15 protein-coding genes and 1 rRNA gene are annotated in these 14,506 nt (G+C 68.9%); 10 read left to right on the plus strand and 6 right to left on the minus strand.

Annotation, left to right across the window (positions count from 1 at the left end; translation table 11 throughout):
• Positions 1-190: 190 nt before the first annotated feature.
• Positions 191-928: an SOS response-associated peptidase gene (locus ACTOQ2_RS37130; protein ID WP_440105638.1), complete on the minus strand. Its 738-nt coding sequence runs from the start codon at positions 926-928 to the stop codon at positions 191-193.
• A 207-nt stretch (positions 929-1,135) separates the two neighbouring features.
• Here ACTOQ2_RS37130 and aroA point away from each other — a divergent pair, with 207 nt between their 5' ends.
• Positions 1,136-2,413: a 3-phosphoshikimate 1-carboxyvinyltransferase gene (gene aroA, locus ACTOQ2_RS37135; RefSeq protein ID WP_440105640.1), complete on the plus strand. Its 1,278-nt coding sequence runs from the start codon at positions 1,136-1,138 to the stop codon at positions 2,411-2,413.
• 94 nt (positions 2,414-2,507) lie between these two features.
• Complete coding sequence (gene rsgA / locus ACTOQ2_RS37140) at positions 2,508-3,569, plus strand: ribosome small subunit-dependent GTPase A (protein WP_440105660.1); 1,062 nt, start codon at positions 2,508-2,510, stop codon at positions 3,567-3,569.
• A 156-nt stretch (positions 3,570-3,725) separates the two neighbouring features.
• Here the strand turns inward: rsgA and ACTOQ2_RS37145 are convergent, their stop codons facing one another.
• Positions 3,726-4,169 carry a DUF4442 domain-containing protein gene (locus tag ACTOQ2_RS37145; RefSeq protein ID WP_440073031.1) on the minus strand — a complete coding sequence of 148 codons (444 nt, stop codon included), beginning with the start codon at positions 4,167-4,169 and terminating at the stop codon, positions 3,726-3,728.
• A 138-nt stretch (positions 4,170-4,307) separates the two neighbouring features.
• Between ACTOQ2_RS37145 and hisN the strand changes: the two genes are divergently transcribed.
• From hisN to ACTOQ2_RS37175, 6 genes are all read left to right on the plus strand, one after another.
• Entirely contained in the window at positions 4,308-5,111 is an 804-nt protein-coding gene (gene hisN / locus ACTOQ2_RS37150) for a histidinol-phosphatase (protein ID WP_440105642.1), read from the plus strand.
• A 415-nt stretch (positions 5,112-5,526) separates the two neighbouring features.
• Positions 5,527-6,534: a PstS family phosphate ABC transporter substrate-binding protein gene (locus tag ACTOQ2_RS37155; RefSeq protein ID WP_440105644.1), complete on the plus strand. Its 1,008-nt coding sequence runs from the start codon at positions 5,527-5,529 to the stop codon at positions 6,532-6,534.
• Positions 6,534-7,475, plus strand: a complete 942-nt coding sequence (gene pstC, locus ACTOQ2_RS37160; protein ID WP_440105646.1) for a phosphate ABC transporter permease subunit PstC — start codon at positions 6,534-6,536, stop codon at positions 7,473-7,475. The genes ACTOQ2_RS37155 and pstC overlap by 1 nt, the downstream gene beginning before the upstream one ends.
• Positions 7,475-8,365, plus strand: coding sequence for a phosphate ABC transporter permease PstA (gene pstA, locus ACTOQ2_RS37165; protein WP_440073037.1), 891 nt, complete (start codon positions 7,475-7,477; stop codon positions 8,363-8,365). Before pstC ends, pstA begins: the two co-directional genes overlap by 1 nt.
• A 29-nt stretch (positions 8,366-8,394) precedes the next feature.
• The gene (gene pstB, locus ACTOQ2_RS37170; protein ID WP_440073039.1) at positions 8,395-9,222 is read left to right on the plus strand and encodes a phosphate ABC transporter ATP-binding protein PstB; all 828 of its coding nucleotides are present in this window, start codon (positions 8,395-8,397) and stop codon (positions 9,220-9,222) included.
• A 19-nt stretch (positions 9,223-9,241) separates the two neighbouring features.
• A complete protein-coding gene (locus tag ACTOQ2_RS37175) occupies positions 9,242-9,961 on the plus strand; it encodes a response regulator transcription factor (protein ID WP_440105648.1) in 720 nt (239 codons plus the stop codon).
• Between the two features lie 53 nt (positions 9,962-10,014).
• Here ACTOQ2_RS37175 and ACTOQ2_RS37180 read toward each other — a convergent pair whose 3' ends face one another.
• Positions 10,015-11,034: a serine hydrolase gene (locus ACTOQ2_RS37180; protein WP_440105650.1), complete on the minus strand. Its 1,020-nt coding sequence runs from the start codon at positions 11,032-11,034 to the stop codon at positions 10,015-10,017.
• A 137-nt stretch (positions 11,035-11,171) separates the two neighbouring features.
• Positions 11,172-12,059, minus strand: a complete 888-nt coding sequence (locus ACTOQ2_RS37185) for a phenylalanine 4-monooxygenase (protein WP_440105652.1) — start codon at positions 12,057-12,059, stop codon at positions 11,172-11,174.
• 131 nt (positions 12,060-12,190) lie between these two features.
• Here ACTOQ2_RS37185 and ACTOQ2_RS37190 point away from each other — a divergent pair, with 131 nt between their 5' ends.
• Positions 12,191-12,658: an Lrp/AsnC family transcriptional regulator gene (locus ACTOQ2_RS37190; RefSeq protein ID WP_440105654.1), complete on the plus strand. Its 468-nt coding sequence runs from the start codon at positions 12,191-12,193 to the stop codon at positions 12,656-12,658.
• Between the two features lie 121 nt (positions 12,659-12,779).
• On the opposite strand, the gene ACTOQ2_RS37195 is transcribed toward ACTOQ2_RS37190, so the two are convergent.
• A complete protein-coding gene (locus ACTOQ2_RS37195) occupies positions 12,780-13,391 on the minus strand; it encodes a TetR/AcrR family transcriptional regulator (RefSeq protein ID WP_440105656.1) in 612 nt (203 codons plus the stop codon).
• 228 nt (positions 13,392-13,619) lie between these two features.
• On the opposite strand from ACTOQ2_RS37195, the gene ACTOQ2_RS37200 reads away from it, so the two are divergent.
• Entirely contained in the window at positions 13,620-14,054 is a 435-nt protein-coding gene (locus ACTOQ2_RS37200) for a nuclear transport factor 2 family protein (protein ID WP_440105658.1), read from the plus strand.
• 196 nt (positions 14,055-14,250) lie between these two features.
• Here ACTOQ2_RS37200 and rrf read toward each other — a convergent pair.
• A 5S ribosomal RNA gene (rrf, locus tag ACTOQ2_RS37205) occupies positions 14,251-14,367 on the minus strand.
• Between the last annotated feature and the right edge of the window lie 139 nt (positions 14,368-14,506).

Below are 14,506 nucleotides of genomic sequence, written 5' to 3' on the forward strand. Positions count from 1 at the left end.
GGGCTCTGTGACGGCGATCTCGTGACCTCGTCATCGCACCGATACGCCACTCCGTCACGAGGAATCGCTTTCCTCACCGGATGCCCACTTGGCGAAAGTTTTACACCGGATCACCCGGCGCTTTCACAAGGGGCGTGGCCGCCACCCTCGCCCTGCGCTTCCGAAGAAGCGCCCGGCCGTCGCCGTCGCCCTACGCCTCCTTCATCGGCTCGACGAGCTCCGGGCTGTTGTTGCGCACCGAGTTGACGGCGGTGGAGACCGGATGGATCTCCAGTCCCGTGGAGCCCGCCGGGATCAGGAACCCCTGCGCGTCGGGCACCCCGGGGTCGAGCCACTCGCCCCAGCGGTCACGCTCGATCAGCATCGGCATCCGGTCGTGGACCCTGCCCGCCTCGTCCACGGCGTCGGTCGTGATGATCGTGCAGGTCACCAGCCAGGAGAGCGGGTCGTCGTCGTCCCGGCCCCGGTCCCGCCAGAACTCGTACAGTCCAGCCATCGCCATCACGCCACCGTCGGCGGGGCGGACGAAGTAGGGCTGCTTCTTCGGCTTCCCCTTGGCATCCTTCTCGTCCAGCACGACCCACTCGTAGTAGCCGTCGGCCGGGATCAGGCACCTGCGCTCGGCGAACGCCTTGCGGTAGGCGGGCTTCTCCGCCACCGTCTCCACCCGCGCGTTGATCATCTTCGAGCCGATGGACGGGTCCTTCGCCCAGGCGGGGACCAGCCCCCAGCGGACCACGCGAAGCTGCCTGACCGGCCGGCCGTCCGGTTCGGCCCTCGGCACCCGGCTCATCACCGCGTACACCGGTTTCGTGGGCGCGACGTTGTAGTCGGGCCTGAGTTCGTCGTCGGCCGCTCCGTCGAGCTCGACCTGGAACTCCTCCAGCAACTCCTGCTTGGCCCGCGCAGACGCGTATCTTCCGCACATATCTCCACTTTCCCACGCCACGACGCGCCGGGGAGTCCCCAACCCCATTTTTCGATCTTGCCGCGCCCTCCCGGCGGTGCCACCGGGTGTCGCGGTGACGACGCCTTTACCCGGCCTGCCCGGCTCCTCACCTCATCGATCACGCGGACCCTTCCGTGCCCGGGCGCGGAAGGGCGGCGTGGGGCGGGCACCGGTAGGCTTTTGACCATGTCCGCTCCGCTGTGGCCCGCGCCGACCGCGACCGAACCCGTCCGCGCGACCGTCCCCCTGCCCGGGTCGAAGTCCGTGACCAACCGCGCGCTGCTGCTCGCCGCGCTGGCCGAGGGACCCGGCACGGTACGCCTGGCGCTGCGCAGCCGCGACGCCGACCTGATGGCGGACGCGCTGCGGGCGCTGGGCGCGACGATGGTCCCCTCCAACGAGAGCGCCTCCGGCGTCGACTGGGCGATCACGCCCGGCCCCGTCACCGGCGGGGCCCGCATCGACGTGGGGCTGGCGGGCACGGTCATGCGCTTCGTGCCGCCGATGGCGGCGCTGGCCAGGGGTGAGGTCTTCTTCGACGGCGACCCGCACGCCCGCAAGCGCCCGATGGGCCCGATCCTGCGCGCGCTGCGCGCCCTCGGCGCCGAGGTGACGGGCGACGCGCTGCCGTTCACGGTGCGGGGACCGCTGGCCGGCGGCGAGGTCAGGCTCGACGCGTCCGGCTCGTCGCAGTTCCTCTCCGGCCTGCTGCTGGCGGCGGCGCGCTTCGAGAAGGGCGTGACGGTACGTCACGAGGGCCCGCCGATCCCCTCGCAACCGCACATCCAGATGACCGTCCAGATGCTCCGCGAGTTCGGCGTCGTGGTGGACGACTCCGAGCCCGACGTCTGGCGGGTCGAGCCCGGCCCCATCGGGGCGAGGGACTTCACGGTGGAGCCCGACCTGTCCAACGCGGCGCCCTTCCTGTCCGCCGCCATGGTGACCGGCGGCACGGTCACCATCCCCGACTGGCCCGCGCGGACGACCCAGCCGGGCGACCAGCTCCGCACGCTGCTGGCCGGCATGGGCGCCTCGGTGGAGCACACGCCCGAGGGCCTGGCGGTCACCGGCACCGGGCGGATCACCGGCATCGAGGCGGACCTGCGCGACGTGGCCGAGCTGACCCCGACGATCGCCGCGCTGGCCGCTCTCGCGAGCTCCCCCAGCAGGATCCGCGGCGTCGCCCACATCCGCGGGCACGAGACCGACCGGCTGGCCGCCCTGGTCGCCGAGATCAACGGCCTCGGCGGCGACGCGAACGAGACCGAGGACGGCCTGGAGATCAGGCCCCGCCCGCTCACCGGCGGGGTGTTCCACTCCTACGCCGACCACCGGATGGCCACCGCCGGAGCGGTGATCGGGCTGGCCGTGCCCGGCGTCGAGGTGGAGGACATCGCCACCACGGGTAAGACCCTCCCCGAGTTCGCCTCCATGTGGGCGGACATGCTGCGCGGCGCGCGGTGAGGGACGACCGGTCGGCGCGGTCGGCGCGGCCGGCACGGCCGACAGGCCTCGCGGCCCTTCTCTGGGGCACACCGGGCCGGACAAGGCGGAGAAACTGAGAAAGCGCGAGTACGACGAGGACGACGTCAGGGTCAGGCCGGGGAAGGGATCCCGGCCCCGGACCCGGATTCGCCCTGCTCACGAGGACGCGATCCCGGCGTTCGTGGTCGCCGTCGACCGCGGCCGCTACACGTGCCTGGTCGAGTCGGCGGGCGAGAAGGGCCGCCGCCGCAGCAAGAAGGACCACTCGGAGGGCGCCGCGATGAGCGGCAGGGTCGTGGTCGCCATGAAGGCGCGCGAGCTGGGCCGCAAGGGCATCGTGGTCGGCGACCGGGTGGCCCTGGTGGGCGACGTCTCCGGCATGGCCGACACGCTGGCCCGCGTCGTGCGGGTGGAGCCCCGCACCTCCATGCTCCGCCGCTCCGCGGACGACACCGACAACACCGACGGCATCGAGCGTCCCGTGGTCGCCAACGCCGACCAGCTCGTCATCGTGACGGCCCTGGCCGATCCGCCGCCCCGGCCCCGCATGATCGACCGGATGCTCGTCGCGGCCTTCGACGCCGACATCGATCCGATGCTCTGCCTCACCAAGTCCGACCTCGCCTCGCCCGACGAGCTGGTCTCGCTGTACGACCCCCTCGGGGTGCCGTACGTGGTGGTCCAGAAGGGGGGCGGCCTGGAAGAGGTGCGAGAGCGCCTGAAGGGCCGGATCAGCGTGCTCGTCGGCCATTCGGGAGTGGGCAAGTCGACGCTGGTCAACGCCCTGGTGCCGGACGCCAACCGGGCCGTCTCCCACGTGAACGCGGTGACCGGCCGGGGTCGTCACACCTCCACGTCGGCCGTCGCCCTGGAACTGCCGGAGAGCGGCTGGATCATCGACACCCCGGGAGTGCGCAGCTTCGGGCTGGCCCACGTCTCGGTGGAGACGGTCCTGGCGGGCTTCCCCGACCTGATCGAGGGCACCATCCAGTGTCCGAAGGGCTGCAACCACCTCTCCGAGGAGTGCGCCCTGGACGCCTGGGTGGCGGCCGGGCACGCCGACCCGGCCCGGCTCGCCTCCCTGCGCCGCCTGCTCGCCAGCCGCGAGGGCGCCTCCGACGACGACCAGTCGTGAGGGCGCGCCGGAGACGGGACCGAGGCCCGGCGAGGCGGACGAACGGCCGGCGAAGCTCGCCACGACGCGCCGGCAGACGCGCCGGCACCGGCACCGGCTGTCGCCGTCACCGGGCTGCCGTCGCCGTCAGCGGAGCATCGGCGGTTCGGCACAGCGTCAGCGGTTCAACCGGAAGGCCCAGGCGACGGTCATCTCGGACACGAGGGTGCCGTCGGCGGTCCTGATCTCGACGGCGACGTCGAACTCGGGGCGCTCTCCCGCGTCCAGCGTGGCCACGACCTCCTCGCGGGAGGCCCGGAGGCGGGCCTCCGCGACGACCTCGCCCTTCGCGAGCTTCAGATAGCGGATCGCCGCGCTCTTGGCCAGCGGGGTGGCCCGTGACAGCTGGTCGCCGAAGGTGGAGATCATGGCGGCTCCGGAGGCCGTCTCCGCGACGCTGAACAGGGCTCCGGCGTGCGGGCCTCCCACGTGGTTGTGCAGATCGGCCCGGTCGGCCATCCGGGCGACGGCGAAGCCCGGTTCCACCTTGTCGAACGAGATACCCAGCGTCCTGGCGAACGGGACGCTCTGCAGCATGAACTCACCCACGTCAAAGGTCATACCGGAATGCTACTCGCCAGTAACACCGATGCCAACGGATGTTTCACGCGGTATCCGAGCCTGGTGGGACCGACACGATTGTTCCGCTTGCTCCCTGATCTCCGCCATTCGGCCGTCGACGCGATAGCGTTGGCGCCCGTGACGGGTTACAACGACGATCTTCGCCTCGCGCACGTCATGGCCGACGCCGCCGACGACCTGACCATGCGCCGGTTCAAGTCCATGGACCTGCGGGTGGAGACCAAACCCGACCTCACACCGGTGAGCGACGCCGACCAGGCCGCCGAGGAGGCGATCCGCGCCGCACTCGGCCGGGCCAGGCCGCGCGACGCCGTGATCGGCGAGGAGTTCGGCGCGAGCGGCCACGGCGACCGCTCGTGGATCATCGACCCGATCGACGGGACCAAGAACTACGTGCGCGGAGTGCCCGTCTGGGCCACCCTCATCGCCCTGATGGACCAGGGCCGCGTCGTCGTGGGCCTGGTCTCCGCTCCCGCCCTCGGCCGCCGCTGGTGGGCCGCCCGCGACAGCGGCGCCTGGACCGGCAAGAGCCTCACCAAGGCCACGCGGTGCCAGGTCTCCTCCGTCACCAACCTCGAGGACGCCTCGTTCTCCTACTCCAGCATCGGCGGCTGGGAGGAGACCGGAAAGCTCGACGCGTTCCTCGACCTGAACCGCTCCGTCTGGCGCAGCCGCGCCTACGGCGACTTCTGGTCGCACATGCTGGTCGCCGAGGGCGCGGCCGACGTGTCGGCGGAACCTGAGCTCTCCCCCTGGGACATCGCGGCGCTGACCGTGATCGTCGAGGAGGCGGGCGGCATCTGGACCGACCTGTCGGGCGTGCCCGACGTCGACGGCGGCAGCCTGCTGTGCAGCAACGGCCCCCTGCACGGCGAGGTCCTCAAACGCCTCGGCAGCGGACCGCTGACCCTCCCCGCCTAGCGGCCCCGCCACCCGCTCCGCCCTTTCCCGCCCGGGAGCGTCCACGCGCGGCTCCGTTCCTGGCCGTTCCTGGCGGCTCCGGGCCGCGCCGGAGATCCGGCCGCGTTACCTGCCGCCAGACGTCGGGAAGATGAACAGATGGGCAAGTCCGCGAGAGAGGCCGCCGGAGCCGGGAACGTTCCAGCAGCACGGCTTCCTCTCCAGGTCACGCCCAGACCAGGGAATCTCCGAGGCCCCGCCCACCGGGCGTACGGGACCGGAAACCGAGATCAAACTTCCGTCGACGCCCCGGTATTCACATCCATGGGCCTACCTCTTCCGGCCCCGGTCATGGCTCGTTTCATTTCCGTTCACTTTGCCCCACTTTCATCGGAGACATCGAGAACAGATCTCACTACGGAGAAGGAACATAACCGTGACCAGTGGACAGCGCCGCCTCAGCGCGGTGGCGACGGCCGCGCTCGTCGTATCGCTCGCGGCCGCTTGTGGTGGCGACGCCAAGCCCAACAGTGACGGCAGCACCACCGCCCCCAGCGCGTCCTCCGCCGAGGCGGGTGCCGGCGCGGCCCTGAGCGGCGAGATCAAGATCGACGGTTCCAGCACCGTGGCGCCCCTCAGCCAGGCCGCCTCCGAGCTCTTCGGCGAGGAGCAGCCGCAGGTGAAGGTGCCGGTCGGCACCTCGGGCACCGGCGGCGGCTTCGAGAAGTTCTGCGCCGGCGAGACCGATATCTCCAACGCCTCCCGCGCGATCAAGGACGAGGAGAAGGCGGCCTGCGACACGAAGGGCGTCAAGTTCACCGAGCTCACGGTGGCCGTCGACGCGCTGACCGTCGTGGTTCCCAAGGAGAACGACTGGGCCACCTGCCTCACCACCGACCAGCTCAAGAAGATGTGGGAGCCGGCGGCCGAGGGCAAGGTCAAGACCTGGAAGGACGTCGACGCCAAGTTCCCGGCCGAGGAGCTCAAGCTCTACGGCCCCGGCACCGACTCCGGCACCTTCGACTACTTCACCGACGAGATCAACGGTGAGGAGGGCGCCAGCCGCAAGGACTACAGCCCGAGCGAGAACGACAACGACATCGTCACCGGTGTCGCGGGCGCCAAGGGCGGCCTGGGCTACTTCGGCTTCACCTACTTCGAGGAGAACGCCGACAAGCTGAAGGCCGTGGAGATCGACTCCGGCAGCGGCTGCGTGGCCCCGAGCGTCGAGTCGGCCCAGGGTGGCCAGTACACCCCGCTCGCCCGCCCGCTGTTCATCTATCCCTCCGCCGCCGCCGCGAAGCGGCCCGAGGTCGCGGCCTTCCTCGACTACTACGCGTCCAACATCAACGTGATCGCCAAGGACGCGAAGTACATCCCGCTGAACCCCGAGCAGGAGGCCAAGCTCAAGGCTGACATCACCGCGCTGAAGAGCGCCGGCTGATGTCGGCTCAGCACCGCACGACCGTTCCAGGGGCCCCGGGGTCCCTGGCGCGGTCGCGCCCGCGTTACGGCGAGTTCGTCATCAAGGCCGTTCTCCTGACCGCGGCGATGGTGTCGGTGGCGACCACGATCGGCATCGTCGTCGCGCTCCTCGAACCGACCATCGAGTTCTTCGGTGCGGTGAGCTTCGGGGAGTTCTTCGGTTCCACCGACTGGGGTCCGCTGTTCAACCCGCCGGCGTTCGGCGTGTGGCCGCTCATCGTCGCCACCGTGGAGATCACCCTGATCGCCGTCGTGGTCGCCGTACCGCTCGGCCTGGCCGCCGCGATCTACCTGTCGGAGTACGCCTCCAGCAGGACCCGCAAGATCTTCAAGCCGGTGCTCGAGGTCCTCGCGGGCGTCCCGACGGTGGTCTTCGGCTTCTTCGCCCTCACCTTCGTCACCCCGCTGCTGAGGGACGTCTTCCCCTTCCTGGACCTGGACGGCAAGAACGCGCTCGCCGCCGGCCTCCTGGTCGGCGTGATGATCATCCCGATCGTCGCGTCGCTGTCCGAGGACTCGATGGCCGCGGTGCCCAACGGCCTGCGCGAGGGCTCGTACGCCCTCGGCGCCTCCAAGATGCTCACCTCGGTACGCGTCGTCGTCCCCGCAGCGTTCTCCGGCATCGTCGCCGCCGTCATCCTGGCGATCTCCCGGGCCGCGGGCGAGACGATGATCGTCGCGATCGCCGGCGGTTTCAAGTCCGTCTTCACGCTCTACCCGGGCAACGAGATGGCCACGATGGCGGCCTTCATCGCCCAGGCCGGCTCCGGTGACGCCTCGGTCGGCTCGATCGCCTACAAGACCATCTTCGCGGTGGGTTCCCTGCTCTTCGTGATCACCTTCGCGATGAACTACCTCAGCGCCCGCATGGTCCAGAAGTATCGCGAGGTCTACGACTGATGGCCATCCTCTCCACCCCCCGCTCGGCCGTGCAGCTGGCGAGCAAGGGACGCCCTCTCAAGGAACACCTCTTCCGCATCGCGCTGCTGGCCAGCCTCGCGATCGCCCTTCTGTTCCTGGCCATGCTGCTGGTCTACGTCGTCGAGGAGGGCTGGCCCCGGCTCAACTCGATGCTGTGGGAGAACCAGCCCTCGATCCGCCGCCCGGAGACGTCCGGTATCCAGTCGGGCATCTTCGGCACCCTGTGGATCATCGGGCTGACCGCGCTCATGGCCCTGCCCACCGGCATCCTCGCGGCGATCTACCTTGAGGAGTACGCCGACAGGACCAAGTGGTACAACAAGCTGATCGAGCTGAACATCTCCAACCTGGCGGCCGTTCCCTCGATCGTCTACGGCATCCTCGGCCTGGGCATCATCGCCCGCTGGATGCAGTTCGGCTTCACCGTGATGACCGGCGCGGTCACCATCTCGCTGCTCGTCCTCCCCATTGTGATCATCTCCGCCCGCGAGGCCATCCGCGCGGTGCCGCCGTCGATCCGCGAGGGCTCGCTGGCACTGGGCGCCACCCAGTGGCAGACCATCTACCGCCAGGTGCTCCCGGCATCCATCCCGGGCATCGCGACGGGCTCGATCCTGGCCCTCTCCCGCGCGATCGGCGAGGCCGCCCCGTTCCTGATGCTCGGTGCCGCGACGCTGGTCCGGTTCAACCCCGAGGGCGTCTGGAGCAGTTTCAGCGTCCTGCCGCTGCAGATCTACAGCTTCATCAGCCGTCCCCAGGAGGAGTTCGCCGTCCTCGCCGCGGCGGCGATCGTGATCCTGCTGGCGATCCTGCTCCTGATGAACTCCGTCGCCATCTGGCTCCGTAACCGCTATCAGAAGCGCTGGTGAGGTAAGAGATGTCCGAGATTGGAATTTCCGTGCCGAACGTGAACGTGCGCGGCCCCGAAGTCCCCCGCACCATCGAAGCCCTCGACCCGGTCTTCACCGTCTCCAACCTCAGCGTCTTCTACGGCGACTACGAGGCGGTACGCGGGGTCAACCTGACCATCGGCAACCGCGAGATCACGGCCATGATCGGCCCGTCCGGCTGCGGCAAGAGCACCGTGCTCCGCTGCTTCAACCGGATGAACGACCTCATCCCCGGCGCCCGCGCGGCCGGCGAGATCCTGTACCACGACGAGAACCTCTACGGCGACCACGTGGACCCGATCGAGGTCCGCCGCCGGATCGGCATGGTCTTCCAGAAGCCGAACCCCTTCCCCAAGTCGATCTACGACAACATCGCCTACGGTCCCCGGGTCAACGGGATCAAGGGCAACATGGACGAGATCGTCGAGGAGGCGCTGACCAAGGCGGCTCTCTGGGACGAGGTCAAGGACAAGATCAAGCAGAACGCGCTCTCCCTGTCCGGCGGACAGCAGCAGCGCCTGTGCATCGCGCGGGCGATCGCGGTGAAGCCCGACGTCATCCTGATGGACGAGCCCTGCTCGGCCCTGGACCCGATCGCGACCACCAAGATCGAAGACCTGATGCAGGAGCTGACACGCGACTACACGATCGTCATCGTCACCCACAACATGCAGCAGGCCGCCCGCGTCTCGGACCGCACGGCCTTCTTCACCGCCGAGGTGGACGAGGCCGGCGTGCGGCACGGCCGCCTGGTGGAGTTCGACGAGACCAGCCGCATCTTCACCAACCCCACTGACAAGCGGACCGAGGACTACATCACCGGCCGCTTCGGCTAACCCATATTGGAGGATCCGGGTGATCCAGCCGCAGACGGCACCAGAGGTGGACGGGGACACACGAACGGCGCCCATGCTGCTGGTGGCCGATCCCGAGGTGGCCATGGTCCACGACCTGGCCGCCGTCCTGGAACGCGAAGGGGTGCAGGTCATGGGCGTCACCGACGGCGCCCAGGCCCTGTTGCAGGCCGGGGCGTTCCGCCCCGACGTCGTTCTCGTCAGCGCCTCGCTGCCGGTCATAGGGGCGGTGGAGTTCGTCCGCGCGGTGCGGCTGACGCGGGCGATCCCCGTCCTGCTGGGCGTGGGCGAGGGGCATGCCCAGCAGGCCGTCCAGGCACTGACGGCCGGAGCCACCGCGTGCGTGGCCCGGCCGTACCGGGTTCCCGAGTTGCTGCCGTTGATCCACGCCGCGTTCACCGGCGAGACCGGAACCCGCAGGGCACTCGTGGTCGGCCCGGTGGAACTGGACGTCAACGCCTACCAGGTGAAGGTCGGCGGCAGGATCGTCCATCTGCCGCTGCGCGAGTTCGAGCTGCTGCACTACCTGATGCGCAACGCGCACCGCACGGTGACGCGGGAGCAGATCATGCGACATGTCTGGAACTCCACCGAGACGACCTCGACCAACACCATCGCGGTGCACGTCAAGCGGCTCCGTGCCCGCCTGGGCGACAACGACGACCAGCTGATCCAGACCGTACGAGGAGTGGGCTACCGGCTGGTCGACAGGACGGTGTGACACGTACGCGGCCCGCGTCCGCGAGCCCGCGGCTCCGCGGCTCCGCGGACCGCTCAGTTCGCGGTCGTCTCGCAGCCGCGCCCGCCCCTGAAGGCGTTCATGAGGCGCTCGGTCACGCCCTCGATCCTGGCGATGCCGGTCTCCATGCTCGGGCTGTCCTCGGTGAGGACGGCCACCGCGTAGTCGTGCCCGTGCCCGCGGATCAGCCCGGCGCTGGCGACCGCCCAGCGCCCGTTCGCCGCGTGCCGCAGCCAGCCGTTCTTCAGCGACACCTCGTCCTTCCCGCACGCCCCGGCGCTGATCCCCCACTTCTGCTCGGGGGCCACCCTCTCCATCAGCCCGAGCACCTTGCGTCGCTCCAGGGAGGCCAGCGGGCTCTCACCGGTGGCCAGCGCCTTGACGAGCCGGATCTGGTCCTCGGTGGTGGTCTGCGCGACACTCCAGCAGTACAGGTCAACGCACCGCCTGCCGGGGGTGTAGGTGCGCTTGAGGCCGAACCTGCGGTTCGCTCTGGCCAGGCCCGGCTCCAGCCCGATCCGCTCGTACAGCCGGTCCGCAGCCTCGTTGTCGCTGAAGCGGATCATGTTCTTCGCGTCGGCCCTGGCTCGTTCACCGAGCTCATGCCACCGCGTCCCGAGCAGCAGTGCCGTCAGGATGCTCACCTTGGAGGTGTTGGCCGACGGCAGCTGCAGGGTGTGGTGATAGCTGTAGTGCCGGCCGGTGCCCAGGTCGTACACCGAGGCGGCGGTCCGGCCGCCGTACTTCGCGAGAAACACGTCCAAGCTGTGCCCGAGCTCCTTGGGGAGGATCTTCGGGGAGTGGGCGGCCCGCACCCGTCCGGGCGCCCGGGGTGCCCCGGCGCCGGGGAAGACGGGCGCCGGGACCGCCGGGACCACGGCCAGGAACGGTGCGGGAGGGGGCGTGCCGGACGTCGGAACGACCGGTGCCGCCTGCCGCGTGGGGGACGGTGTCGGCATGCTCACCGGCGTCAGGCCCTGACACGTGCTGCAGGCGGTGGCCTGCGCGGTGACCAGCAGGACGGCGGCCGCGGCCACCCGTTTCCTTGCTCTCATCATCCACCCCAACCGTCTCCCCCATTACGTGACGATCGGGATATATCCCGCAACACGTAACAATAAGACGATCAAGCGGAATCTAGCCTGAAACAGGGCGTGCGCTATAGAACATCCCGCCAAACCGATGCCCGCTCTTAGCGAACGTCCGCGATTAGCCGGGCGATACTCTCGTCATCGCAGGTCGCCCAGAAGTCCCCGACGATGTCCTCGAGGTGCTCCAGCGACTCCGCCCGGAAGAGTACGTCCTGGTATTTCGTGATGTCGTAGTGCGTGGTGCCCATCGCGGCGATGTCCAGCGGGCGGATGTCCATCCCCCGGAACTCCTCGATCTCCCCGTACGACGACAGGATCCCCGCGCCGTACGCCCTCAACTCGCCCTGGTCCGTCATCACGCCGAACTCCATCGTGAACCAGAAGGTCTTCGAGATGAACTCCAGCGCGTCCTTGCCCTCGACCCGCCGGGCCGCCTGCCCCGCCAGGCGGTACAGGCGCGAGTAGCGGTCGGAGGCCAGCGCGTTGGCGTGGCCGATCACCTCGTGGATCACGTCGGGCTCCGGCGTGTACAGCGGCGTGGAGTGGTGCCGGATGTACTGCGTGGAGTGGAAGAGCCCGTCCGCCAGGACACCGTAGAAGTCCCTGAGCGGCACCAGCCCGGCGGCCGGGACGTAGCGGAACCCGGTCAGCGGCTCCAGCAGCTCGCTGACCTCCTGGAGCTGCGGGATGCGCTTGGCGGGCAACCCGAGCCGCTCGGTCGCGCGCAGGTACTCGGCGGTCGCGTACTTGTGGTGTTTCAGGCCGAGCTCCCGGCTGACCAGGGCCCACACCTCGTGTTCCTGGTCGGTGTACTCGGCCGTCGGGATCGGCGTACCGGGCACGTACCCCACCGCGAGCGCGGCGATCGCGTTGCGGCGTGCGCGGTAGACCGGGTCGGCGAAACCGGGGTGACCGGCGCCGAGCTCGACCTCGATCGAGCCGTCGTCACGGGTCGCCACCGGTGCGAAGTACTGTGCTTCCTCGAACATAGATGAAATGACAGCAATATCCGGAAACGTTGGCAAGAGCAGCCAGTTCTACTGGGCGATCCGCACAGAAACGTACGGTGACACCTCGTCTATGCTGGTCGAATCGCCCAATCTGACGGGATCCTGAGGAGATGTCGATCGACGAGCTGGACGGCCGCCTCCTGATCACCATGCGCGCCAACCCGCGTATCGGCCTGACCGAGCTGGCCCGCCTGCTCGGCGTGGCCCGGGGCACCGTGCAGGCCCGCGTCGAGAAGCTGATCGCCCGCGGCGTCGTCGCCGACTTCGGCCCCACCGTGGCCCCCGAGGGCGCCGGATACCCCATCCTCGCGTTCGTCTCGCTGCAGATCGCCCAGGGCCGCCTGGACGAGGCCGTACGGGCCCTGGAGCCACTTCCCGAGATCCTGGAGGTGTACGGCACCAGCGGACAGGCGGACCTCCTCTGCCGCGTGGTGGCCCGCAGCACCCCCGACCTCCAGGAGATCATCGCCCGCATCCTGGCCTCCCCCGCGGTCCAGCGGACGGACACCACGATCGCCCTCTCCATCCAGGTCCCCTACCGGATCGAGCCCCTGCTCCGCGCCGCCTCCGGCGCCTGACCGCGGCCACGACCTTCGGTCTCCGTAGCGGTTCCCTCCCAGGGGGTTACGCGGATCCCTTGGGCGAGCATCTGAGCGAGCCTCCCCCGGTCGGCCTCTCGCAGTCGAGGGCCGTCATGAGTCATCGGCGGCCCTCAGGCGTCCGGAGACCGGCGAAGACGATCGCCAGCGTGCGACGCTGCAGGTCACCATCCCAGCCCGCGTGGAGTGCCCCCTGACAGACGCCGGTGAGCAGGGCGATCACCTCGTCGAGACGGACGTCCTCGCGGACGGCACCGGCCTCCTGGGAGCGGGCGAGGAGCGTCTCGATCCCTTCGCGCAACATCCGCACCGAGCTCGCGACCTGGAGATCGACACCTGTCTCGGCCAGGAGACCGACGACGGTCCTCTTCCGCGCCGCCTGCTCGACCATGCGGGTGACGAAGGTGAACAGCGCCTCCCCGGGAGCGTCATCGGCGGCGAGCTCGGCCATCTCCTCGTCCAGCCTGCCCAGGAGGCCCTTCATGATGGCCTGCAGCAGGGCCTGCTTGGTCGGGAAGTGCTTGAAGACCGTACCGATGGCCACCCCCGCACGGACGGCGACCTCTTCGGTCGACGCGGAGGGGCCCTTCTCGGCGAAGACGGCCTCCGCCGCGGCGAGGATGCGTTCCCGGTTGCGCTGGGCGTCCGCGCGCAACGGCTTGGCGTCCCCAGGACCGCCCGTCCCGCCCGGTGAAGAATTCGTGGGTGTCATCCAGCCTGCCTTCCCTGTTCCCGTCGTTCCCGTCGTTCCTGTCGTGTTTCCTGTCGCATCGTCCGTGCCCGCATACCTGTCGGCGCCCGCGAAGGGCGGCATCTCGCGCATGAGATGAAGTGCGATGTCTCCGCGCGTGAGATACGGCGTTGACAAAGTGAGTCTCGACTCACGATCATAAAGATGAGCTTTCACTCATCTTAGTGTCCGTCACGAAGGGGATCCATCATGACCGAATCCATCGTCGCTCCCGGCCCTCGCGAGATGTTCGAACGCGTACGGCGCCACTGGCTCGAGAACCTCGGCGGCTTCGGAAGCGAGCTGGCCGAGGACGCCGTCATCGAGGTCCCCTTCGCTCCACCGGGCAGGCCCAGAAGACATGAGGGAAAGGAGGCGTTCCTGCTCTTCTCCGGTCCTGAACAGGCCGCCTTCGCCCGGCGGTTCGCCTTGGACCAGGTCCGTGAGGTGGTCGTCCACGAGACCGCCGACCCCGAGGTCATCGTTGTCGAATACGAGCTGGCCGGCAGGTTCCTCGCCACTGGCCACCAGGCTTCCTCCCCCTTCATCGGGGTCCTCAGGGTGCGGGACGGGAAAATCGTCAACTGGCGGGAATACCAGAACACCCTGGCCATGATCGAGATCATGGGACGACCGGGAACCTGACGAACGCCCCGAAACGCCGCTAGGAAGGCCCCAAAAAGGGCCCTGAGCAAGCCCCTAAACAATCCCGGAAAGGGTCGCAGACAAGCCCCGGAAAAGGTTCGGGAAGGGTCGCGGGCAGGGTCCCGGAACAGCCCCGGAAAAAAGGGCCGGGACATGACTAAGGGCCCCCACCAACGGTGGAGGCCCTCAAAAGATTGTCCGGCGGTGACCTACTCTCCCACACCGTCCCCGGTGCAGTACCATCGGCGCTGAAGAGCTTAACTTCCGGGTTCGGAATGTAACCGGGTGTTTCCCCTTCGCCATAACCGCCGTAACCCTATGAAACACACAAACACTGTTTGCTGTCTCAGAATTGCCTAGTGGACGCGAGCATAATGCTTTGTGGTCAAGTCCTCGGCCTATTAGTACTGGTCAGCTCCACACATTACTGCGCTTCCACTTCCAGCCTATCA

The organism is Streptosporangium sp. H16, assembly GCF_051918855.1.
GTDB lineage: Bacteria > Actinomycetota > Actinomycetes > Streptosporangiales > Streptosporangiaceae > Streptosporangium.

Excerpts from the sequence above, each read along its gene's own strand:
- pstA (WP_440073037.1), top strand. The coding sequence starts at position 7,475 with ATGGCCATCCTCTCCACCCCCCGCTCGGCCGTGCAGCTGGCGAGCAAG.
- ACTOQ2_RS37185 (WP_440105652.1), bottom strand. The coding sequence starts at position 12,059 with ATGTTCGAGGAAGCACAGTACTTCGCACCGGTGGCGACCCGTGACGAC.
- aroA (WP_440105640.1), top strand. The coding sequence starts at position 1,136 with ATGTCCGCTCCGCTGTGGCCCGCGCCGACCGCGACCGAACCCGTCCGC.
- ACTOQ2_RS37200 (WP_440105658.1), top strand. The coding sequence starts at position 13,620 with ATGACCGAATCCATCGTCGCTCCCGGCCCTCGCGAGATGTTCGAACGC.
- ACTOQ2_RS37180 (WP_440105650.1), bottom strand. The coding sequence starts at position 11,034 with ATGAGAGCAAGGAAACGGGTGGCCGCGGCCGCCGTCCTGCTGGTCACC.
- ACTOQ2_RS37145 (WP_440073031.1), bottom strand. The coding sequence starts at position 4,169 with ATGACCTTTGACGTGGGTGAGTTCATGCTGCAGAGCGTCCCGTTCGCC.
- pstC (WP_440105646.1), top strand. The coding sequence starts at position 6,534 with ATGTCGGCTCAGCACCGCACGACCGTTCCAGGGGCCCCGGGGTCCCTG.
- ACTOQ2_RS37195 (WP_440105656.1), bottom strand. The coding sequence starts at position 13,391 with ATGACACCCACGAATTCTTCACCGGGCGGGACGGGCGGTCCTGGGGAC.
- ACTOQ2_RS37130 (WP_440105638.1), bottom strand. The coding sequence starts at position 928 with ATGTGCGGAAGATACGCGTCTGCGCGGGCCAAGCAGGAGTTGCTGGAG.
- ACTOQ2_RS37190 (WP_440105654.1), top strand. The coding sequence starts at position 12,191 with ATGTCGATCGACGAGCTGGACGGCCGCCTCCTGATCACCATGCGCGCC.